Genomic DNA, 21,886 nt, shown 5'->3' on the forward strand with positions numbered 1-21,886 from the left:
CGGCGTGGGCCGGCCCCGGCCGGAGGACGGTACGGTCCCGCCCTCCGGCCGCCTCCCTACGACCCCAGCACGGAGGCCAGGAACTCCCCGACCCAGCCGAGCAGGTCGCGTCCGACCAGCGGTTTGCCGCCGACCTTCGCGGTCTTCGGGCGCGGCACCAGCACCTGGTGCGCGGTCGGTTTGATGACCGTGCCCGGGTAGAGCCGCTTGAGCCGCAGTTCCTGCGACTCGCGCAACTCCACCGGCGCGAAGCGGATGTTCGTGCCCTGGAGGACGATCTCGCCGACACCGCACGCGCGCGCGAGCATCCGCAGCCCGGCCACCAGCAGCAGGTTCTCCACCGGTTCGGGCAGCTTGCCGTAGCGGTCGGTGAGTTCCTCGCGGACGGCCTTGATGTCCTCCTCGGAGTTCGCGGAGGCGATGGCCCGGTATGCCTGCAGTCGCAGCCGCTCGCCGGGGGCGTAGTCGTGCGGGACGTGCGCGTCGACGGGCAGCTCGATCTTGACCTCGAGCGGTGCCTCCTCCTCGGCCTCGCCGGTCTCCAGCTGGCGCCGGTAGTCGGCGACGGCCTCGCCGACCATGCGGACGTACAGGTCGAAGCCGACGCCCGCGATGTGCCCGGACTGCTCGCCGCCGAGCAGGTTTCCGGCGCCGCGGATCTCCAGGTCCTTCATCGCGACGTACATGCCCGCGCCCATCTCCGTGTGCTGGGCGATGGTCGCGAGGCGTTCGTGCGCGGTCTCGGTGAGCGGCTTCTCCGGCGGGTAGAGGAAGTAGGCGTAACCGCGCTCCCGGCCCCGGCCGACGCGACCGCGCAGCTGGTGCAGCTGGGACAGGCCGAAGTTGTCGCCGCGCTCCACGATCAGGGTGTTGGCGTTGGAGATGTCGATGCCGGACTCGACGATCGTGGTGGACACCAGGACGTCGAACTTCTTCTCCCAGAAGTCGACGACCACCTGCTCCAGCGCGGACTCCGACATCTGGCCGTGGGCGGTCGCGATGCGCGCCTCGGGGACGATCTCGCGCAGGCGCGCCGCCGCGCGGTCGATGGACTCGACCCGGTTGTGGATGTAGAAGACCTGGCCCTCGCGCAGCAGTTCACGGCGGATGGCGGCGCCGATCTGCCTCTCCTCGTACGGCCCGACGAAGGTCAGCACCGGGTGCCGCTCCTCGGGGGGCGTGGTGATCGTGGACATCTCGCGGATGCCGGTGACCGCCATCTCCAGGGTGCGCGGGATGGGCGTGGCCGACATGGTCAGCACGTCGACGTTGGCGCGGAGCTTCTTCAGCTGCTCCTTGTGCTCGACGCCGAAGCGCTGTTCCTCGTCGACGATGACCAGGCCCAGGTCCTTGAACTTGGTCTCGGAGGAGAACAGCCGGTGGGTGCCGATGACGACGTCGACCGCGCCGTCCTTCAGGCCCTCCAGGACGCCCTTGGCCTCGGTGTCGGTCTGGAAGCGGGAGAGGGCCTTCACGTTCACGGGGAACTGCCCGTACCGCTCGGAGAAGGTGCCGAAGTGCTGCTGCACCAGCAGGGTGGTGGGCACGAGGACGGCGACCTGCTTGCCGTCCTGCACGGCCTTGAAGGCGGCCCGTACGGCGATCTCGGTCTTGCCGTAGCCGACGTCGCCGCAGATCAGGCGGTCCATGGGGACGGACTTCTCCATGTCCTCCTTGACCTCGGCGATGGTGGTGAGCTGGTCGGGGGTCTCCGCGTAGGGGAAGGCGTCCTCCAGCTCGCGCTGCCACGGTGTGTCGCCGCCGAAGGCGTGGCCGGGGGCGGCCATCCGCGCGCTGTACAGCTTGATCAGGTCGGCGGCGATCTCCTTGACGGCCTTCTTCGCACGGGCCTTGGTCTTGGTCCAGTCCGCGCCGCCCAGGCGGTGCAGGGTGGGGGCCTCGCCGCCGACGTACTTGGTGATCTGCTCCAGCTGGTCGGTGGGGATGTAGAGGCGGTCGCCGGGCTGGCCGCGCTTGGCGGGCGCGTACTCGACGACCAGGTACTCGCGGGTGGCGCCCTGCACGGTGCGCTGCACCATCTCGATGTAGCGGCCGACTCCGTGCTGTTCGTGGACGATGTAGTCGCCCGGCTCCAGGGTGAGCGGGTCGATGGTCTTGCGGCGGCGGGCCGGCATGCGGGCGCCGTCCTTGCTGGCGGTGCGCTGCCCGGACAGGTCGGTCTCGGTGAGCACGGCGAGCTTGAGCGCCGGGTCCACGAAGCCGTACTCGACGCAGCCGCAGGAGACGTGCACCACGGAGGGGCTCAGGGCGGCGAGGTCGGCGTCCAGGCGGGCGGCGATGCCCTCGCCGCCGAGGACCTCCACGGTGCGGGCGGCGGGGCCGTGGCCCTCGGTGACGAAGACCGTGCGCCAGCCGTCGGCGAGCCAGCCCTTGGTGTCGGCGAGGGCCCGCGCGGTGTCGCCGCGGTAGGTCTCGGGGGCGTGCATGCCGAGTCTGAGGGTGTCCCCGTCGAGGGCGTCCGGTTCGAGGTCCGCCGCGAACGGCGACACCGACCACCACATCATGTCCAGGTCGCGCGCGCGGTCGCGGACGTCGGCGATGGACCACAGGGAGGCCGCGCCGACGTCGATGGGTGCCTCGCCGCCGCCCGCGGTGGCCGCCCAGGAGGCCTGCAGGAACTCCTGGGAGGTGGCGACCAGGTCGGCGGCGCGCGTGCGGACCCGCTCCGGGTCGCAGACGACGGCCATGGCGCCCTTGGGCAGGACGTCGAGCAGCAGCTCCATGTCGTCGACGAGGACGGGGGCGAGGGACTCCATGCCCTCGACGGCGATGCCCTCGGCGATCTTGTTCAGCAGTTCGCCGAGCTCGGGGTGCTCCTCGGCGAGGGCACGCGCGCGTGCCCGGACGTCCTCGGTCAGCAGCAGTTCGCGGCAGGGCGGGGCCCACAGGCCGTGCTCGGCGACTTCGAGGGAGCGCTGGTCGGCGACCTTGAAGTAGCGGATCTCCTCGACGTCGTCGCCCCAGAACTCGATGCGCAGGGGGTGTTCCTCGGTGGGCGGGAACACGTCGAGGATGCCGCCGCGCACGGCGAACTCGCCGCGCTTCTCGACGAGCTCCACGCGTGCGTAGGCGGCGGCCGCGAGGGCTTCGACGACGTCGTTCAGGTCGGCGTTCTGTCCGGTGCGCAGGGATACCGGTTCCAGGTCGCCGAGGCCCTTGACCTGCGGCTGGAGGACGGAGCGCACGGGCGCCACGACCACGGAGACCGGGCCGGTCTCGGGGTCGTCGGGGCGGGGGTGGGCGAGGCGGCGCAGCACGGCGAGGCGGCGGCCCACGGTGTCGCTGCGGGGGCTGAGCCGCTCGTGCGGGAGGGTCTCCCAGGAGGGGTACTCCGCGACGCCCTCGGGGGGCAGCAGCGAGCGCAGGGCCGCCGCGAGGTCCTCGGCCTCCCGGCCCGTCGCCGTCACGGCCAGCACCGGGCGGCCGGCCTCGCGGGCCAGGGCGGCGATCGCGAAGGGGCGGGCCGCCGGGGGGCCGACGAGGTCGACGTGCATGCGGTTGCCGTCCGCGGCGGCCTTGATCGCTTCCGCGAGAGCGGTGTCCTTGACGACGGCGTCGAGCAGACCGTGCAGACTCATGGAGGGTTTTTTCCGTCCCGATGGGTGGGCAACACGAACGACCCGACACGTGTGACGGCCGGGGTTGTCCAGCGTACGACTCCGTCGGCGTTGCCGTCGGAGCCTGTGGACAACTCCGCCGTCGGGTGGCGGGTGCCCGGCCGTGTGGACGAAGGCCCCACGACGGCCGAAAACCCGGTGCCGGGAAGTCCTGGCTGGACTTCCCGGCACCGGGCACTCCCCCGCAACCCCCGTGTGCGGTGGTCGTCTTCCCGCGCGGCTACTCCGTCGCGATCGCGTTCAGCACGTTCATCCGGCCCGCCCGGAAGGCCGGGATCAGCGCGGCGAACAGTCCCACGAAGGCCGAGCCGACGAAGACGGCGATGATCGTCGGCCACGGGATCTCCAGGACCTTCAGGCCCTGGAGGGCCAGGAGCTTCTGCGCGGTCGCACCCCAGCCCATGCCCAGACCGAGGCCGAGCAGGGCGCCGAAGACGGCGATCACGACGGACTCCAGGCGGATCATGCGGCGCAGCTGGCGGCGGGAGAGGCCGATGGCCCGCATGAGGCCGATCTCCCGGGTCCGCTCGACGACCGAGAGGGCCAGGGTGTTCACGACACCGAGGACCGCGACGATGATCGCGAGCGCCAGCAGGCCGTAGATCATGTTGAGCAGCTGGCCGATCTGGTCCTTCAGCGCCTTCTTGTAGTCGGTCTGGTCGCGGACGGTCAGCTCGGGGTAGTCGTGCAGCGCGGTCTTGAGCGCCTTGTAGACGGTGGCCTGCTGCCCGTCCTCGGCGGAGGCGAAGAGCAGCTGGTTGAGCGGCATCCGGCCGGCGGGGACGTACTTGGCCATGGTGGCGACGGAGGTGTACATCGCGCCCTTGTCGATGACGGTGTCGTCGCTGGTGATCGCGCGCACCGTCAGGTGGGCGGCCTTCGTGCCGTTCTGGAAGGCGACGGTGATCCGGGAGCCGAGGTGGATGCCGTGGTCCTCGGCGAACTTCTCGTGGACCGACATCGAGTCGGGCAGGTAGGCGTCCTTGAGGTCGCCGGCGACCGTCTTGGTCCGCAGGTCGGTCGCGTAGGACGGGTCCGCCCCCGTGATGTCGGTCTTCTCCAGGGTCTTGCCGTCCGGAGTGGTGAAGGCGGCGCTGGTCGGCCGGTACTCGGTGACCCGCGCGAGGCCCGGGACGGACTTGACGGCCGCGACCTCGTCCGCCTTGATCAGCTGCTCGTTGTCGGGCGAGATGATGAAGTCGGTGCCGACGGTCTTGTCGAGCTGGTCGGTGGCGGAGGCCACCATGGAGGAGCCGACGACGGACAGGCAGGCCACCAGGGCCAGGCCGATCATGAGGGCGGCGCCGGTCGCGCCGGTGCGGCGCGGGTTGCGCAGGGCGTTGCGCTCGGCCATCCGTCCGACGGGGCCGAAGATCCGCAGGATGACCACGCCGAGGACGCGCACCAGGCCGCCGGCGAGGACCGGTCCGATGACGACGAAGCCGATCAGTGTCAGCACCACGCCGAGGCCCAGCCAGCCCGAGCCGGTCGTGGCCTTGTCCGCGGTGGCGGCGACGTACAGGCTGAAGCCACCGGCGCCGGTGAGGACCAGTCCGACGACCGCGCGGACGATGCCGGCCTTGGCGTCGGCGGGGGTGCCGGCGTCGCGCAGGGCGGCCATCGGGGAGATCTTGCCGGCGCGGCGGGCGGGCAGGTAGGCGGCGAGGACGGTGACGACCACGCCGAGGAGCAGGCCGAGGGCCGGGGTCGTCCAGGCCACCGTCAGGTCATCGGTGGACAGGTGCATGCCCATCTGGCCCATGAGCTTCATGAGGCCGACCGCGATGCCGACGCCGGCGGCGACGCCGAGGGCGGAGCCGATCACGCCGAGGAGCAGGGCCTCGAGCAGCACGGAGCGGTTGACCTGTTTGCGGGAGGAGCCGATGGCGCGCATCAGGCCGATCTCCCGGGTGCGCTGGGCGACCAGCATGGAGAACGTGTTGATGATCAGGAAGATGCCGACCAGGAAGGCGATACCGGCGAAGCCGAGCATCGCGTACTTCATGACGTTCAGGAAGCTCTGGACGCTCTTCTGGTTGGCGTCGGCGACCTCCTTGGCGGTCTGCACCTTGTAGGCGTGGCCGAGGGCGGCGAGCACGTCCTTCTTCAGCTGCGCGTCGCTCACGCCCTGGGCGGCGGTGACGTTGACGTTGGTGTAGACGCCGCTCTCGCCGACGAGGGCCCGCTGGGCGGTCTTGGTGTCCAGGTAGAAGATGGCCGCGCCGGGGTTGGTGACCTTGAAGGCGGCGATGCCGGACACGCGCGCGTGCCGGGTGCCGACGGCCGAGATCAGGCCGATGTCGTCGCCGAGCTTCAGGTGGTGCTTGTCGGCGGTGTCGGCGTCGACCATCACCTCGTCCGGACCCTTGGGCGCCGCTCCGGTGGTGATCTTCATGGTGCGGGCGTCGTTGCCGTTCCAGCTGCCGACGATGGTGGGCGCGCCGCTGCTGGGCGACAGCTTGTCCTTGTCGCCGTCCACGACGGTGACGGAGGTGGAGAACACGGTGCCTTCGGCGGACTTCACGCCGTGGGCGCCGCGGATCGTGCCGATCACGGAGGCCGGGATCACCGGCGGCTTGCCGGTGCGGGAGGTGGTCTGGCCGGTGTCGGAGGAGCCCTTGGCGCTGACCGTCACGTCCGAGGCGGTGGCCTGGAACAGCTTGTCGAAGGTGGTGTTCATCGTGTCGGTGAACACGAGGGTGCCGCAGACGAAGGCCACCGAGAGCAGCACGGCGACCGCCGACAGCGCCATGCGGCCCTTGTGCGCGAAGAAGTTGCGCATCGAGGTCTTCAGGACGGTCATGACGTACGCCCCCGGGCGTCGAAGTCCTTCATGCGGTCGAGGACCTGTTCGGCCGTCGGCTGGTACATCTCGTCGACGATGCGGCCGTCGGCGAGGTAGAGCACACGGTCGGCGTAGGAGGCGGCCACGGGGTCGTGGGTGACCATCACGATGGTCTGGCCGAGTTCGTCCACGGAGCGGCGCAGGAAGCCCAGCACCTCGGCGCCGGCGCGCGAGTCGAGGTTTCCGGTCGGCTCGTCACCGAAGATGATCTCCGGCCGGGCGGCGAGGGCGCGGGCCACGGCGACGCGCTGCTGCTGGCCGCCGGAGAGCTGGGTGGGCCGGTGCTTGAGCCGTCCGGCGAGCCCGACCGTCTCCACGACCCGGTCCAGCCAGGCCCGGTCCGGCTTGCGGCCGGCGATGTCCATGGGCAGCGTGATGTTCTCCAGCGCGTTCAGCGTGGGCAGCAGGTTGAACGCCTGGAAGATGAACCCGATCCGGTCCCGGCGCAGCTGCGTGAGCTTCTTGTCCTTCAGGCCGGTGATCTCGGTCTCGTCCAGGTGGATCTGACCGCTCGTCACGGTGTCGAGGCCGGCGAGGCAGTGCATCAGGGTGGACTTGCCGGACCCCGAGGGGCCCATGATCGCGGTGAACTGGCCGCGGGCGATGTCCACGTCCACGTGGTCCAGGGCGACGACACGGGTCTCGCCGGACCCGTACGCCTTCACGACCTGCCGCGCCCGTGCGGCAACGGCCGTACGCCCTCCAGTGCCCCCGTGCCTGGGAATGGTCACAGCCGATGTCACGGTAAGTCTCCTATGTCGAATGGCAGGTGCGTGGCTCGGTGCTCCGGTGTGCCGAAGCGTCGTCCTGGGTACGTCGATGAGTCTCTCGGCCTGCGGGGGTGCCGCGCGCTGGTGCGGAGCCCCCTCTTTCCGGGGGGAAAACCCCACCCCCACCGGTACGGCCGACCGCCCCCCTGCGGCGTAAAGCCAGGTTAAGGACCGCACCCGCACCGGCTCGTCCTCCGCCGGGACGAACCCTCCCCGAGCCGTAGTAAGGAGGTGCCCCTAGGGGTCCTCCACCGCCGGGTGGAGGCGGACTCGGGGTCGTCTCCACCCTTCGGCGCGGCAAGCCTCCACCCTCCCGTCGCGTCAGGGTCAACTCGCGGGCCGCGTGGGAAGCTGTCGTACCGGAAACGGATGCAAGGGGCACGCGACTCGGCCCCGCGGGCGGGCAGGGGGGACACGGTGGGGAGCACGACACCCGCGATACGCGGCGGCGCGGCCCGGCGGCCGGACACCCGGCGGCGTGGAGCGGTCGTCGCCGCGCTGATGCTGGCGATGGCACTGGCGGCGCTCGACTCGACCGTCGTCTCCACGGCGGTACCGCAGATCGTCGGCGATCTCGGCGGCTTCTCCGTCTTCTCCTGGCTGTTCTCCGGCTATCTGCTGGCGGTGACCGTCTCGCTCCCCGTATACGGCAAGCTGTCCGACACCTTCGGCCGCAAGCCGGTGCTGGTGGTGGGCGCGGCGGTGTTCCTGCTGGGTTCGCTGCTGTGCGCGGCGGCCTGGAACATGGGGGCGCTGATCGCGTTCCGGATCGTGCAGGGTCTGGGCGGCGGGGCGCTGCAGGGCACCGTGCAGACGCTGGCCGCCGATCTGTATCCGCTGGCGGAACGCCCGAAGATCCAGTCCAGGCTGTCCACGGTGTGGGCGGTGTCCGCGGTCGCCGGGCCCGGGCTCGGCGGGGTGCTCGCGGCGTACGCCGACTGGCGCTGGATCTTCCTGGTCAACCTGCCGATCGGCGCGGCCGCGCTGTGGCTGGTCGTGCGTCATCTGCACGAGCCGGAACGGCGGCGGGCGCCCCGCGCGCGCGTGGACTGGTCGGGCGCGCTGGCCGTGTTCGCGTGCGGCGGGGTGCTGCTGACCGCGCTGGTGCAGGGCGGGGTCGCGTGGCCGTGGCTGTCCGCTCCGCCGCTGGCGTTGTTCGGGGCGGGCCTGGCGCTGGCCGGCGTCGTGGTGGCGGTGGAGCGGCGGGCCGCCGAGCCGATCATCCCGGGGTGGGTGTGGCGGCGGCGGACGATCGCCGCCGTCAATCTGGCGCTCGGCGCGCTGGGGCTGCTGATGGTGGCGCCGGCGGTGTTCCTGCCGACGTACGCGCAGTCGGTGCTCGGACTCGCGCCGGTGGCGGCCGGGTTCGTGCTGTCAGTGTGGACGCTCAGCTGGCCGCTGTCGGCGGCGCTCAGCCAGCACGTCTACCGGCGCATCGGCTTCCGGGACACCGCACTGACCGGCATCGGACTCGCGGCGCTGATCCTGTGCGCGTTCCCGTTCCTGCCGTATCCGGGGTCGTGGTGGCAGCCGACGCTGCTGATGCTGCTGCTGGGCGGGGCGCTGGGACTGTTCCAGCTGCCGCTGATCGTCGGGGTGCAGTCGACGGTCGGCTGGTCGGAGCGGGGCACCACGACCGCGTCGGTGCTGTTCTGCCGGCAGACCGGGCAGACCGTGGGCGCGTCCCTGTTCGGCGCCGTCGCCAACGGGGTGCTGGCCGCGCGGCTCGGCGGCGCGGGGGACCTGGACTCCGTCACGCGCGCGTGGGACGCCGGAACGGCACCGGAGGCGACCCGGCGGGCCATCGCCGAGGCGGTGCACGCGGTGTACCTCGGCGCGGCCTGCGCGGCGGTGCTGGCGTTCCTGGTGCTGCTGCTGGTGGCCCCGCGCAGATTCCCGGTCCTGGACGACTGAGTCCGGGGCGGCCGAGGCGACCGGTGCCACCGAGGCGACGGGCGTTCCCGCAGGTTAACGGTGGTAACACCTCTGTCCCGCACCCGAGTTCGTGCAGTAAGCGCATACCGACTGGCCAGTTTGGCGAAAACGCCGCGCGATGCGCGCCTCGCGAGTAGCGTGCGTGGCTCCGCTCCCCACCTCCCTGCGGTCCGCCGCCACGGACCCGAGCCATGCAAGGAGCCCCGGGATGTCCTACGACCCGCCGCACCCGTCGTACACCTACCCCTGGCAGCCCGCCCCGCCCGAACCGCCCCGCCCCGCCCGCCGGCCGGCCCGCGAACCCCTCGGCCACCACAGTGATCTGCGCCTGCTGCGCAGCGCCTACCGCTGGCAGCGGCGCACCGCCACGCTCACCGCGCTCGGCTACTTCACCCTGTTCCTGGTCCTGTCCGCCTGCGCGCCCGGCGTCATGACGAGCACGGTCGCCGACGGCATTCCGGCCGGCCTTCTGCTCGCCCTCCTCCAACTCCCCGTCACCTGGCTGGCGATCGCCCTGTACGAGCACACGGCACGCCGGCAGGTCGACCCGCTCGCGGACCGCATCCGCAAGCAGGCCGAACTGGACGCACGGCGAGGAGGAATGCGATGACCATCGCCGCAGGCTCCCCCGCCGGCCCGGGTTTCACCGGTTTCAGCGGCTCCGCCCAGGCCATGTCCCTGGTGGCCTTCTCCACCGTCGCCACGATGACCCTGCTGCTGTGCGTGATGACCGGCCCCGACCGCGACGACCTCGACGAGTTCTACACCGGCTACGGATCCCTGTCCCCGCTGCGCAACGGCCTCGCCATCGCCGGCGACTACATCTCCGCCGCCACCGTCCTCGGCACCGGCGGAGTGATCGCCCTGTGCGGGTACGACGGGGTCGTCCTCGCCCTCAGCACGGCCCTGTCGCTGATGCTGCTGATGTTCCTGCTGGCCGAACCGCTGCGCAACGCGGGCCGGTTCACCATGGGCGACGCCCTGGCCCGCCGGCTGCCCGGCCGCAGTGTGCGCATCACGGTGTGCGCCGTGACGATCGCCGCGCTGCTGCCGCTGATGCTGGTCCAACTGGCCGGCACCGGGCAGCTGATGGCGTTCATCCTGGGGTTCACCAACGAGTCCCTGAAGACCGGCTGCGTGGTGGGCCTCGGCGCCCTGATGATCGCCTACGCCGCGATCGGCGGCATGAAGGGCACCGCGCTCATCCAGATCTTCAAGATCGTGATGCTGGTCGGATCCGGCGCCGTGATCGCCCTGCTGATCCTGCGCCGCTTCGACTGGGACCCCGGCGCCCTGTTCACCGCGGCCTCGCGGCAGAGCGGGGCCGGACCGGCCTTCCTGCACTCCGGGCTCCAGTTCGGGTCAGGGGGCCGCTCCCGCCTCGACATGATCGCCTCGGAGCTGACCGTGGTGCTCGGCGGCGCCTGCCTGCCGCACATCACCATGCGCATGTACACCGCCTCCAGCGCCCGCCAGGTACGCCGCTCGATGTCCTGGGCGGTGTCCATCGTCGCCCTGTTCGTGCTGGTCATGACGGTGGTGGGGTTCGGCGCCACGGCACTGGTGGGACGCACGGTGATCTCTGCGGCCGACCCCCAGGGCAACACGGCCTACCTGCTGGGCTCGCGCGCGGTGTTCGGGGCGGACGTGACGACGGCGGAGACCTTCCTGTTCACCCTGGTCACCACCGCGCTCTTCCTGACCCTGCTCGCCTCGGTGGCCGGGATGATCCTCGCCTGCGCCAACTCCCTCGCCCACGACGTCTTCGCCGCCCGGGTGCGGGAGATGCCGGCCACCCGCGAGATGGGCCTGGCCCGCCTGTCGGCGCTCGCCATAGGCATCCCGACCATTCTGCTGGCCACCCTGGTGCAGCACTACAGCCTGCAGCCCCTGGTGACGCTCTCCTTCTGCCTGGGCGCGTCCGCCCTGGCACCGGCCCTGGTCTACGGCCTGTTCTGGCGGCGCTACACCCGCGCCGGGCTGCTGTGCACCCTGATCGGGGGCTCGCTGACGGTGCTGCTGCTCATGCCGGGCACCAACCTCGTCTCCGGGTCACCGGTCTCCGCGTTCCCGCACGCCGACTTCAACTGGTTCCCGTTCACCACGACCGGCATCGTCTCCATCCCGGCCGGCTTCTTCTTCGGCTGGCTGGGCACGGTGGTCTCCGGCCGCGCCAAGGCGGAGCAGCAGCGCCGCCAGTACGAGGCCGTGGAGGGGTGGATCCTGGCCGGCGCGGTCCGCAGATGACCCGCCCTGCGGGCCGGGCCGCCGCTACTCCGCGGCTGCCGGGCCCGTCAGCGAGGTCAGGTCGCTGCGCGCCTCGTCCATGTGCGCCCGTACGCCGTCCCAGGCCTCGCCGTGCTCGCGCAGCACCTGCTCGGTACGGCGGACGATGCCCTCCTCGCGCGCGCGTGCGTCGGCGACGATCCCGGCGGCACGCGCGTGTGCCTCCTCCTGGACGCGCCGCGCGGACGCCTCGGCGTCGGCGAGTGCCCGCCCGGCCTCGGACAGCACGGCCTCGGCACGGCTGATCCGCTCGGCGTACCGCGCCTCCAGGCCGGCCGCCCGGTCGTTCTCCTCGCGCTCGGCCCCGGCCCAGTGCCCGGTGTGCTCCCGGGACTGCCCGTCGAGCAGGCCGCTGGTGCGCCGGCGCACCTCACGCACCGCAGCGAGCGCCTCCCCGCGTCCCTTCCGCACCTCGCGCCGGGCGCCGACGCGCAGCCCGTCGGCCTCGGCGCGCGCGGTGAGCAGACGGCGACGGGCGTGCTCGTCGGCCTCGGCACGGAGCGTGTCGGCCGCCTTGCGCGCCGCGCGGAGCATTTTCTCCGCGTCGGCCTCCGCCCGCGCGACGCACTCGTGGGCCGCACGCCGGGCGCGCTCCCCGATGTCGCGCTCCTCCTCCAGCGCGAGCCGGAACAACCGCCGCGCGCTCGCGCCGAGCGTCTCGTAGTCCTGCGGCGCGAGCCCGGAGACCGTCTCCCGCAGCCGCGCGGCCTTTGTCTCCATGTCCTTGGCGAGCACGGTCAGCCGCGCGGCACGATCCCACGCGGCGTCCCGCTCACGCCACAGCGCCGTGAGGCGGGCGTCGACCTGCTCGGGGCGGTAGCCGCGCCCCCGGGCCGTCACGAATCCCTGCGGCGGCATCGATGCGCTGCTCATCCGGGAAACCCCTCTCCACCGGACATGCACGACGGGATGATTTCGCGCATATCTTGATGGATCGGACGTAAGTGTTCATAACGCGACACTCCGTGGTCACCGGAGGGTCGTGATGCCGCACCGCGGCGTCAACCCGCCGCCCGCCCGTAGCGTGTGAGGACGGCGGCGCCCACCCGTTCGGCCGACAGACACTCCCAACCGGCCGGCGGACTTCCGGCCGGGAACAGCGGCCGGCCCTGCCCGAGCACCACCGGGAACGTCAGCAGCCGGTACTCGTCGACCAGATCCGCGGCCATCAGCTCGTGCACGACGGCCAGGCTCCCGGTCACGACCACGTCCCGCCGCTCGGCCCGCACGGCGGCCGGCAGATCGCCCTCCAGCAACCGCGAACCGGCCCACCGGGACACGTCCGGAGCGCCGCGCGAGACCACCAGCTTCGGCACGGCGTTCATCCGCGCCGCGAACGGGTCGTCCCCTCCCGGCCACAGCCGCGCGAACAGCTCCCAGGTGGTACGGCCCAGCAGCAGAACCCCCTCGTCCAGGACGGCGCCGAGACGGAACTTGTCCCCGGCGACCGCCTCCGGCCCGTACCGGAACGCCCAGCCCCCGTACGCCGTACCCGCGGACCCGTCCGGATCCGACACGATCCCGTCCAGGGTGATGAACTCGATGACGACGACACTCATGACGACGGTCCCTCCACTCGATGGCTCACCGGTACATACCGGCGGCACCGGCCGGACTCATCGCTCCCCGTCGCGGAAAGACGAACCTGTTCCGGCGGCCGGGCACCAGGGCGCGGCGAACAGGCCGATCACGCCCGCGTCACCCGCGCGCGTGCGGGCCCCCAGGAGCCGGCGGGCGCCGGACGCCTACGGGGACGGCGCGAACGCGGCCAGCACGCGCGGGTCCGCGAACACCACGTTGTGCGCGACCCGGCCGCCCGCCACCGTCAGAACCTGCACGCTGTGCAGACGATGGCCGGCCCCGCGCTCCGGCGCGTACGCCGCCAGCGCCGGCTGCCCGTTGGCCGCCACCCGCTCCACCCGCCAGCCCGTCCCGCGCAGCGCGAACACCCGCTCCATGAACCGGCCGTAGTCCCGCCGCCCCCGGTACCACAGCGGCACCGGCGGCATCTCCAGCACCGCGTCCTCGGTCAGCAGCCGCACGAGCCCCGCCACGTCGGCCGCCTCGAAGGCCCGTACATAGCGCCCCACCACCGCCTGCGTCCCGGGATCGACCGGCTCGCCCACCGCATCGATGCCGCCCCCGCGCGCAAGGGCCGCACGCGCCCGCTGCAAAGCGCTGTTGACGGCCGCCACGGACGTGCCCAACTGCCCGGCCACCTCGGCGGCGGAGAACTCCAGCACCTCCCGCAGCACCAGCACGGCCCGCTGCCGCGCCGGCAGCGACTGCAGCGCCGCCACCAGCGCCAGCCGCAGGTCCGCGCGCGCCTCCACCTCGCACCGCGCCTCGGGGAACGGCTCCAGCCAGGGCACGTCCACCGCCGGCGTCAACGGCGCCCCGGGATCCTCCGAAGGCGCCCCCAGACCCGACGGCAGCGGGCGCCGGGCACGGCCCTCCAGAGCGCTCAGGCAGACACGCGTCGCGATGCGGTACAGCCAGGTCCGCACGGACGCGCGCCCGGGGTCGTACCTCTCCCGCGCCTTCCACGCCCGCAGCATCGTCTCCTGCGTCAGATCCTCGGCCTCGTGGAACGAGCCCAGCATGCGGTAGCAGTACGCCACCAGCTCGCCCCGGTACGGCTCGAAGTCCACCGGCCCATCATGCCCTTCACGCACGCGTGAAGGGCACGAAGGGGCTCACACCCGGCCGGCGCCGCTACAGCAGCCCGTCCCACATCTGCTCCAGCAGCACCGACCACCAGCTCTCCGGCGAACCCAGCGCCGCCGGATCCAAGGAGGCCAGCTGCGCCTGGAAGTCGACCGTCCAGCGGCCCGCCTGCTCCTGGTTCAGTCCGAACCTCAGACGCCACATACGGCCCAGCAGCGCCAGGCAGCGTGCGAACTCCAGCAGCCCGCTGTTCACGAACTGCGGCGGCACCGGAGCACCGCCCGGCCCCGCCTCCACCGGCACGGCCACGATGTTCGCCGTGCCGTACTGCACACAGATCGCCTTGCCGAAGTCCGTACCCATCACGAGGTACGACCCCGCGTCCGCCGCCGGCTGCACCCCCCGCTCGGCCGCCAGCTCCGCCAGCGTCGGCACGGGACGGCCCGGCTGCGCCTGCGCCCAGAAGAACGGACCCATGTCCACCGGCAACCCGGCCACGACCAGCGTGTGCGCCACGACCGGCGGCACACCCTGCCGCGACACCGCCTGCTGCTCGAACCGGAAGACCCCCGGACCGAACGCCGCCGCCAGCTCCTGCGCGACGCCCTCCGGCGGAAGCGGCTGCACCGCCTGCACCGGCGGCAGCGGCGCCCGCACCGGCGCGGGACGCGCCGGACCGTCGGCCACCTGGTGCAACTCGCCCTGGTGCGCCAGCAACTGCTGCATGCCCTGCTGCCGGCTCGCATGATCCGTGCCGTACGGCGCGATGCTCGCGATCCGCGCCTGCGGCCACTGCTCCCGGATCATCCGCGCACAGTAGGCACCCGGCAACGCACACGACTCCAGCTCCGTGTGCAGCTCCAGCACCTGGTCCGGCGGCACGTTCATCGCCCGCAGCTCGTGGAAGATCTGCCACTCCGGGTGCGGCGTACCCGGCGCCGAACGCCGGATCAGCTGCTGCTCCGAACCGTCGTGCGCGCGATAGCGCAGAACGGCCTGGTAGCCGGGACCCACCGTCGGCTGCCCCGCCTGCGGATACCCGTACGCCGGAGGCTGCCCCGGCACCGGCGCGCCCGGCGGCGGCATCGCACCCGGCGGCATCGGCTGCGGCACCCCCGGAGCACCGGGCGGCGGCACCGCACCCGGGGCCGGCGGCGGCACGGAACCCGCGGCCGGCGGCGGCGGAGGCATGCCCGGGCCCGCCACGGGAGGCGCCGCCAGCACCGTCTCCGCATGGTGCACGGCACCACGCGCACCACCGGGAGCACCCGGAGCGCCCGGCGCACCGGGGACACCCGGAGCCACCGGAGGCTGCGGCGCCCCGGGGCCGGGCGGCACACCCGGAGCGGCAGGCGGGTTCGGCATGCCCGGCGCCGCCGGACCGCCCTGCACGCCCGGAGCACCCGGAACACCCGGCGGCTGCGGCACGCCCGGGCCCATCCGACCGGGATCGGCCAGCATCGTGGCCGCATGGTGCACGTGGCCCGGAGGAGTTCCCCCGCCCGGCACACCCGGAGGCGCGGGCGGCGTGGACGCGCCCGGCGCCTGCCCTCCCTGCGAGCCACCCGGAACGGCCGGCACACCCCCGCCGTCGGGCCCGTCGGGCCCCAGCGACGACACGAGCTGCGTCGGCACGTACCCACCCGCGGGCGCACCCGGAGCGGGCGGCACCGCCGCACCCCCCGGACGCGCGCCCGGCGCGCCCGGAACACCCGGCGGAGGAGGCGGCGCACCCGCGCCGCCCCGCGGCTTCCTCGGCGGCGGCGCCGCCTTGCTCGTCGCGGCGTCCGCGATGTCACCGGCGTTCGGCGCGAGGCGCCGCCCCGGCCCGCCCGGACCCGCCGGCGGCTGCGGACAGCCGTACCCCTCCGCGTCCTGCGCGGCACCCGGACCCTGCGGGTACCCGTACGGCTGCGCACCCGGCGGCGGAGGCGCAGGCGTACCGCCCTGCGGCACACCCGGACCCGCCGGAGGCGGAGTGCCGTGCACGGGCGGATAGCCGTACGGCTGCCCACCCGGCGGCGGCGTACCGCCCTGCGGCACACCTGCCGGCGCGGGCGAACCACCCTGCGCGCCCGGCACGTTCGACGCATCCAGCGCCGGCGCCACCGCCGTCGGCGGCAGCTGACTGCCACCCGCCATCAACGCCGTCTTCGCATCGGGCTCGGCCGCCGGCGGCCGCGGACCGTCCGCCTCCGCATCACTCACCTGCGGCGCGAACACCGTCGCCGGCAACGGAACCGACCGGTCCTCCTCACCGCCGTCCGCATTCGTGTCCGTACCCGCCCACGGCGTCGCACCCGACGGCACGTCCACCGGAGCGGCGGCACCGGACACGGGCACCGCCGGACCGGCAGGCGCCCCCGGGAACGCCCCCGGCGCGTCCACCGGCACCCCGGCCTGCGTCTGGGCGAGCCCGGCACCCCCGGACGACACCCCGCCACCGGCACCGGCACCCGACCCGTCGGCGGGCCCGTCCTGCGAACGCCCCTCTCCGAGACCCAGCCGGTCCGCCGCCTCCTGCAACCACTCCGGAGGAGTCAGCAGGAACGACGTCTGATTCAGATCGACCCGCGCCGCCGCAGCCGCCGGAACCGCGTCCCGCGGCTCGTCCGCACGGCCGTACGCCTCCTCGTACCGGCGGATCACCTCACCCACCGGCAACGCCGGCCACAGCGTCGCCTCCCCGCTGTCCCGGGCGATGACCAGCCGCTGACCACCCGCGTCCGAACGCGGGCCCTCCGCACGGTCCTCACCCCACACCACGAAACCGAGCTCGAACTCCCGCACCCGCACCTCACGATGCTGATACGCGGGAACGTCCCCGTTGATCCACTCCTCGGCGCGCTCCTGCGCCTGCGCATAGGTCACCATCGCCCGCAGCTCACTCCCCCACCGGACCGGAAGACGCCGCGCCGGAGGACACCGGAACGACACGGGCGAACCCGCCGTCCACCATCAGATCGGCCACCGTCTCCAACTCCGGCGGATCCCCCGCCAGCCGCGACAGGAAGGCATCGAAGTCCTCACCGCACGGCAGCAGCAGACGCTCCACCCGCTCCGCCGGCGACCACGACGGATCCACGTCCCGCACATCGTCGTACGCGCAGAACCACACCGAACCCGCCCGCTCACCACGCACCTTCACCGCGAGCAGACCACCCTGCACGAACGTGACCCCCAGATAATCCTTCGTCAGATGGTCACGCAGACACTTGTTGACATACACCAGGTCATTGACCGCGGCCTCGTCCCGCACTGTGAAGAACGGCTGGTCCAGCAGCAACCCCAGCTCGGCATCGAGCGCCGCACCCACCGGCGCACAACCACCCGCCGCCTTCAAGAACGAACGGTACGCACCCGGAAGCCGGTACCCGAGATCCTCCTCGACCCCCTGCACCTGCGCCTCCGTCACCGCCACACCCGACTTCGGCAGCCCGAAATGCGCCGGACGCGTCTCCTGCAACGGCCGCGTCCCCCGCTTGGCATGGTCCACCCCCGACGTCGCCACCCCACCGTGGTGCCGCAGCAACGCCTTCACCTCCACCGGAACCAGCTCCAGCCGCCGCGAGCCCGCCACGTGATGCCACGTCCAGCCGTGCGGCGTCGCCACATCCGGCACCGTGTCCCACAACTCGTGACCCGACGCCGCCAGAGCCGCGTTCGCCGACACATAGTCCGTCAGCCGCAACTCGTCGACCCCGAAACCCTCCGGAGGCTCCGCGATCTCCGCCGCCACACGCGCGTACGGCGAAAGATCCGGGTAACCCCGCTCATCGACCCGTACCCCTCTCGGGTGACGTGCCGCCCGAACCGGATCCGGGAAATGCACGACCTGCCCGGCATAGGCCGCGTTCGGCGGCGCGGCTCGCTGCCCGAGCCGACCTGTCGTCATGGCGGTTGCCCCCTGCGGCGTTCTCTCTGGCCTGAACGGCGGTGTCGATCGCGGACGGCGACAGCCTATGCGGTACACGAACCCCGGTCACCGGCCCACCTCATCCCGGCGGACACCACCCCTCCGCTTCCGTGACCAGCCATCACCGCACCGTCACCACCAGAACAGCCCCGGGCGTGTCGCACCGCCCCAGCTTCCGCACCAGCCACGGCATTTGGCACCCTGTGTCCTTCGGGGGACACCCGGGGAGGGGAGAACGAGCATGAGCACCTTGCAGACCGGAGGCACCGACGTACGGGCCGGCGACCCCCGCATCGACTGGAGCGGCACCGAAACACCCCCCGCACCCGCACTCCGCCACCGCCGCGACGGCATCCTGCCCACCGTCGCCGCAGCCCTCTCCGTCCGCGGCGCCACCCTCACCGGCACCGCCGCCCGCGGCGAGGAACCCCCCGCCCTGCACCCCCTCGTCCAGGACTTCCTCGACACCCTCACCAGCGCCCAACGCGACCGCTTCACCGGCCGCTGCGCCGAAACCATCCTCATCTCCCGGCACCTCACCGCCGCCGACGCCACCCGCAGCAGACGCGCCGCCCGCAAACCCATGACCAACGGCGAAGCCCGCAGAGCCCTCAAACACGCCAAACTCACCACCCGCCGCATACGCGAGGACGGCGACCCCCTCCACGGCAGCTTCGCCACCCCCTGCCGCGCCTGCACCGCCCTCAGCGCCCACTTCGGCGTCCGCGTCGTCGACCCCACGGCAACCGACGGCTGACCACACCCGTCCCCACAGGCAACACCCGCACCACCCCGCCGGCACGACGAACGAAGGGCAGATGCACCCCGACCGCACCACCACCCGCTTCCCCGTACCCGTCGACGCCGCCCTGCGCGCCGCCGGCTGGCAACCCGGACGCTGGGACATAAAACAAGCCGAGATCTGGGCCGACACCCTCCGCGAACACACCTCACCCGCAGGACACCGGCACACCGTCTTCCCCGCGGCCGTCGAAGCCTGGGCCGAATTCGGCGGCCTCACCATCACCCCCAACGGACCCGGCCGCCAGATCGCCCCCGCCACCCTCCACCTCGACCCCCTCCACGGCCTCCACCACGCCCGCACCCTCGGCGACCTCGGCCGCGCCCTCGGCACCGAACTCAGCCCCCTCGGCGAGGAGACCGACACCGCCGCCGTCCTCGCCATCGACGCCGAAGGCCGCGTCTACACCCTCGACCACACCGGCGACTGGTACGTCGGCCCCGACATCGACCACGCCCTGTCCATGCTCGTCACCGGCATCGGACCCGCCCGCCTCACCGCCGGCTGACCCCCGCACCCCGGGAGGAACGACCCGAGGGAACTACACCGCCGGAATCACCGCCGACACCCGGAACCCCCCCGCCTCCGTCGGCCCCGACACGAACACACCACCCAGCCCGACGACCCGCTCCCGCATCCCCACCAGACCGTTCCCACCCGACGGCAGCCCCGCCGCCGACGCCGAAGCGGCCTCCGGCGGCGGCTCGTTCTCCACCTGCATCGCCAGCTCCGCCACCCGATGCGCCAGCCGCACCCGCGTCTTCGCACCCGCCGCATGCTTGTGGACGTTCGTCAACGCCTCCTGCACCACCCGGTACGCCGTCTGCTCCAGCTCCGCCGCATACGACCGCACCTCCCCCTCCACCGACAGCTCCACGACCATCCCCGCGGCCGCCGACTGCCCGATCAGCTCCTCCAGCTCCGACAGACACGGCCCCTCCGCCGCACCCTCCGCCTCCACCAGCCGCGCAACCACCACGGCCGCCTCCCCCACCGCCACCGACGGCACCACGGCGACACGCCGACCCTCGTCCCCACCGGCCCGCAGCACCCCGAGCATCTCCCGCAACTCGGTCAACGCCTGCCGGCCCATGTCCCCCACCAGCGACGCGTTGCGCACCGCCTTCTCCGGATCCTTCCGCGCCACCGCCTGCAACGCCGCCGCGTGCACCACCATCAGACTCACCCGGTGCGCGACGACGTCATGCATCTCCCGCGCGATCCGCGTCCGCTCCTCGCCACGCGCCCACTCGGCCCGCTCCTCCGCCCGCTCCGCGAGCAGCTGCAGCTCCCGCTCCAGCGAATCCGCCCGCTCCCGCAGGCTCTCCATCAGCCGGCGCCGCGCCCCCACGTACAGACCCAGCAGCACCGGCGGAGCCGTCAGCCCCAGCGACGTCGTGACCGCAGCGAACGGCACGAACCAGTCACCGAGCGTCAGATCACCCCGCGCCATGTCCTGCCGCACCCGCACGAACGTCACGATCATCGTGCCCAGCAACGACATCCCCGCCAGCGCAGCGATGACCCGCCGCGGCAGCTCGCACGCCGCCAGCGTGTACAGACCCACGATGCCCATCAGGAAACCCATCTGGGCCGGCGTGATCGCGATCGCCACCAGCACGACGGCGATCGGCCACTTCCGCCGCACCAGCAGCACCGAACCGGCGATCAGCCCGAACACGATCCCCGCGGACAGCGGGACACCCGCGTCCCGGGCGAACGGGATTCCCTCCGCACCGCACTCCACGGCGGACACCAGCGCGAGACTCCCGTCGAGCACCGCGCTGCGCCACCTCGCCCACCACCAGGGGCCGGTCCGGCCCCTGGCATGCTCTTCCCCCGTCGTGGTCATGCGTCCAGCCTACGGGCGACGGGTGCGGCTTTTCCGGTGAGTTTCACCTACCTCCACACACCACACTCCGTAGTCGAACGACCTCGAAACCCACCGGAATCCCTCGAACTGCTGAACCCTTCACGTTCGACGCCGGAAGGACGCATTCCGGCCGGACGGTATGCACATGGCACATTCACCCGGCACATACGCCGACCTCGACGCCCTGCGCGAGCGGGCCGTCGCCCTCCGCCGCGCCGGCCACAGCCTCCGGCAAATCCGGGACGAACTGAAGATCTTCAACAACGACGTCCTCAACCGGCTCGTGAAGGGCGAACCCCCGCCGGAGTGGACCAAGCGCCCGAGGGCCAAGGACGACCTGCGAGCCCGAGCCCGGGAACTCCGCCTCCAGGGCTGGACCTACGACCGGATCCAAGCGGAGTTGGGGTGCTCCAAGAGTTCGATCTCGTTGTGGGTGCGGGATCTCCCCAAGCCGGAGAGGCGCGACCCCACAAAACAGGCGAAGCTGGCCGCCAGGAAGCGCTGGGAGCACGAACTGGCGGTACGGGACGAGAAGCGCCGGGCGACGAAAGCCGCCGCCACGAACGAGATCGGCGCCATGACCGACCGCGAGCTCTTCGTGACGGGAGTGGCCCTCTACTGGGCGGAGGGCTCCAAGGACAAGCCATACGCGCGGCGCGAGAACGTGCAGTTCGTCAACAGCGACCCTGGCGTGATCAAGGTCTACCTCGCCTGGCTGGACCTCCTCGGGGTAGGGCGCGAACGCCTCCGCTTCCGCGTCATGATCCACGAAACCGGTGACCCCGACGGAGCCGTGCGCCACTGGGCGAACCTCGCCGACGTCGACGCATCCACATTTCAGCCCACCACCCTCAAGAAGCACAACCCGAAGACCGTGCGCAAGAACGTGGGCGAGAGCTACCGGGGATGCCTCGTGATCAGCGTCCTGCAAGGAGCCGAGCTGTATCGTCGCATCGAAGGCTGGTGGTGCGGCATAGTAGGGGCTGCCACCGCGGCCGATCTCCCAAATCGGACATAGCGGTAATCCCGGGTCGTCTAAGGGCAAGACGTCAGATTTTGGTTCTGATCATGGGGGTTCGAGTCCTCCCCCGGGAGCGCATGCTCAGTTCGGGTCCTCACCGGCAACACCGGTCAGGGCCCGCACTCGTACCCCC

At 72.3% G+C, this 21,886-nt stretch carries 15 protein-coding genes and 1 tRNA gene; 7 read left to right on the plus strand and 9 right to left on the minus strand.

The features are described from left to right. Positions 1-56: 56 nt before the first annotated feature. From mfd to ACF08B_RS04595, 3 genes are all read right to left on the minus strand, one after another. A complete protein-coding gene (gene mfd / locus ACF08B_RS04585) occupies positions 57-3,599 on the minus strand; it encodes a transcription-repair coupling factor (RefSeq protein WP_392316058.1) in 3,543 nt (1,180 codons plus the stop codon). Positions 3,600-3,858: 259 nt separating this feature from the next. Then, positions 3,859-6,441: an ABC transporter permease gene (locus tag ACF08B_RS04590; RefSeq protein WP_392316059.1), complete on the minus strand. Its 2,583-nt coding sequence runs from the start codon at positions 6,439-6,441 to the stop codon at positions 3,859-3,861. Further along, on the minus strand, positions 6,438-7,226 hold the full coding sequence (locus tag ACF08B_RS04595; RefSeq protein WP_392316060.1) for an ABC transporter ATP-binding protein: 789 nt from the start codon (positions 7,224-7,226) through the stop codon (positions 6,438-6,440). Before ACF08B_RS04595 ends, ACF08B_RS04590 begins: the two co-directional genes overlap by 4 nt. 444 nt (positions 7,227-7,670) lie before the next feature. Between ACF08B_RS04595 and ACF08B_RS04600 the strand changes: the two genes are divergently transcribed. The 3 genes from ACF08B_RS04600 to ACF08B_RS04610 all read left to right on the plus strand — a co-directional run bounded on the left by ACF08B_RS04600 (position 7,671) and on the right by ACF08B_RS04610 (position 11,435). Beyond that, positions 7,671-9,167, plus strand: a complete 1,497-nt coding sequence (locus tag ACF08B_RS04600) for an MFS transporter (RefSeq protein ID WP_392316061.1) — start codon at positions 7,671-7,673, stop codon at positions 9,165-9,167. A 229-nt stretch (positions 9,168-9,396) separates the two neighbouring features. Next, the gene (locus ACF08B_RS04605; protein WP_392316062.1) at positions 9,397-9,798 is read left to right on the plus strand and encodes a DUF485 domain-containing protein; all 402 of its coding nucleotides are present in this window, start codon (positions 9,397-9,399) and stop codon (positions 9,796-9,798) included. Beyond that, entirely contained in the window at positions 9,795-11,435 is a 1,641-nt protein-coding gene (locus ACF08B_RS04610; RefSeq protein ID WP_392316063.1) for a cation acetate symporter, read from the plus strand. The genes ACF08B_RS04605 and ACF08B_RS04610 overlap by 4 nt, the downstream gene beginning before the upstream one ends. 24 nt (positions 11,436-11,459) lie before the next feature. Here the strand turns inward: ACF08B_RS04610 and ACF08B_RS04615 are convergent, their stop codons facing one another. From ACF08B_RS04615 to ACF08B_RS04635, 5 genes are all read right to left on the minus strand, one after another. Continuing rightward, positions 11,460-12,347, minus strand: coding sequence for a cellulose-binding protein (locus ACF08B_RS04615; protein WP_392316064.1), 888 nt, complete (start codon positions 12,345-12,347; stop codon positions 11,460-11,462). A gap of 128 nt (positions 12,348-12,475) precedes the next feature. After that, entirely contained in the window at positions 12,476-13,033 is a 558-nt protein-coding gene (locus tag ACF08B_RS04620) for a dihydrofolate reductase family protein (protein WP_392316065.1), read from the minus strand. 186 nt (positions 13,034-13,219) lie between these two features. Next, entirely contained in the window at positions 13,220-14,125 is a 906-nt protein-coding gene (locus tag ACF08B_RS04625; RefSeq protein ID WP_392316066.1) for an RNA polymerase subunit sigma-70, read from the minus strand. Positions 14,126-14,189: 64 nt separating this feature from the next. Beyond that, a complete protein-coding gene (locus ACF08B_RS04630) occupies positions 14,190-17,015 on the minus strand; it encodes an SUKH-4 family immunity protein (RefSeq protein WP_392316067.1) in 2,826 nt (941 codons plus the stop codon). A 10-nt stretch (positions 17,016-17,025) separates the two neighbouring features. Continuing rightward, complete coding sequence (locus ACF08B_RS04635; RefSeq protein WP_392316068.1) at positions 17,026-18,036, minus strand: SMI1/KNR4 family protein; 1,011 nt, start codon at positions 18,034-18,036, stop codon at positions 17,026-17,028. 262 nt (positions 18,037-18,298) lie between these two features. On the opposite strand from ACF08B_RS04635, the gene ACF08B_RS04640 reads away from it, so the two are divergent. Together ACF08B_RS04640 and ACF08B_RS04645 are read left to right on the plus strand one after the other, a co-directional pair. Beyond that, positions 18,299-18,814, plus strand: a complete 516-nt coding sequence (locus ACF08B_RS04640) for a YwqJ-related putative deaminase (RefSeq protein ID WP_392316069.1) — start codon at positions 18,299-18,301, stop codon at positions 18,812-18,814. Between the two features lie 61 nt (positions 18,815-18,875). Then, complete coding sequence (locus tag ACF08B_RS04645; RefSeq protein ID WP_392316070.1) at positions 18,876-19,367, plus strand: SUKH-3 domain-containing protein; 492 nt, start codon at positions 18,876-18,878, stop codon at positions 19,365-19,367. A 33-nt stretch (positions 19,368-19,400) separates the two neighbouring features. Here ACF08B_RS04645 and ACF08B_RS04650 read toward each other — a convergent pair whose 3' ends face one another. Then, entirely contained in the window at positions 19,401-20,711 is a 1,311-nt protein-coding gene (locus tag ACF08B_RS04650) for a sensor histidine kinase (protein WP_392316071.1), read from the minus strand. A gap of 166 nt (positions 20,712-20,877) precedes the next feature. Here ACF08B_RS04650 and ACF08B_RS04655 point away from each other — a divergent pair, with 166 nt between their 5' ends. Both ACF08B_RS04655 and ACF08B_RS04660 read left to right on the plus strand, forming a co-directional pair. Next, a complete protein-coding gene (locus ACF08B_RS04655) occupies positions 20,878-21,750 on the plus strand; it encodes a helix-turn-helix domain-containing protein (protein WP_392316072.1) in 873 nt (290 codons plus the stop codon). 6 nt (positions 21,751-21,756) lie between these two features. Beyond that, positions 21,757-21,827 (plus strand) — tRNA-Gln (locus ACF08B_RS04660). The last annotated feature ends 59 nt before the right edge of the window (positions 21,828-21,886 follow it).

This window comes from Streptomyces sp. NPDC015139, assembly GCF_043079785.1.
Classification (GTDB): domain Bacteria; phylum Actinomycetota; class Actinomycetes; order Streptomycetales; family Streptomycetaceae; genus Streptomyces; species Streptomyces albidocamelliae.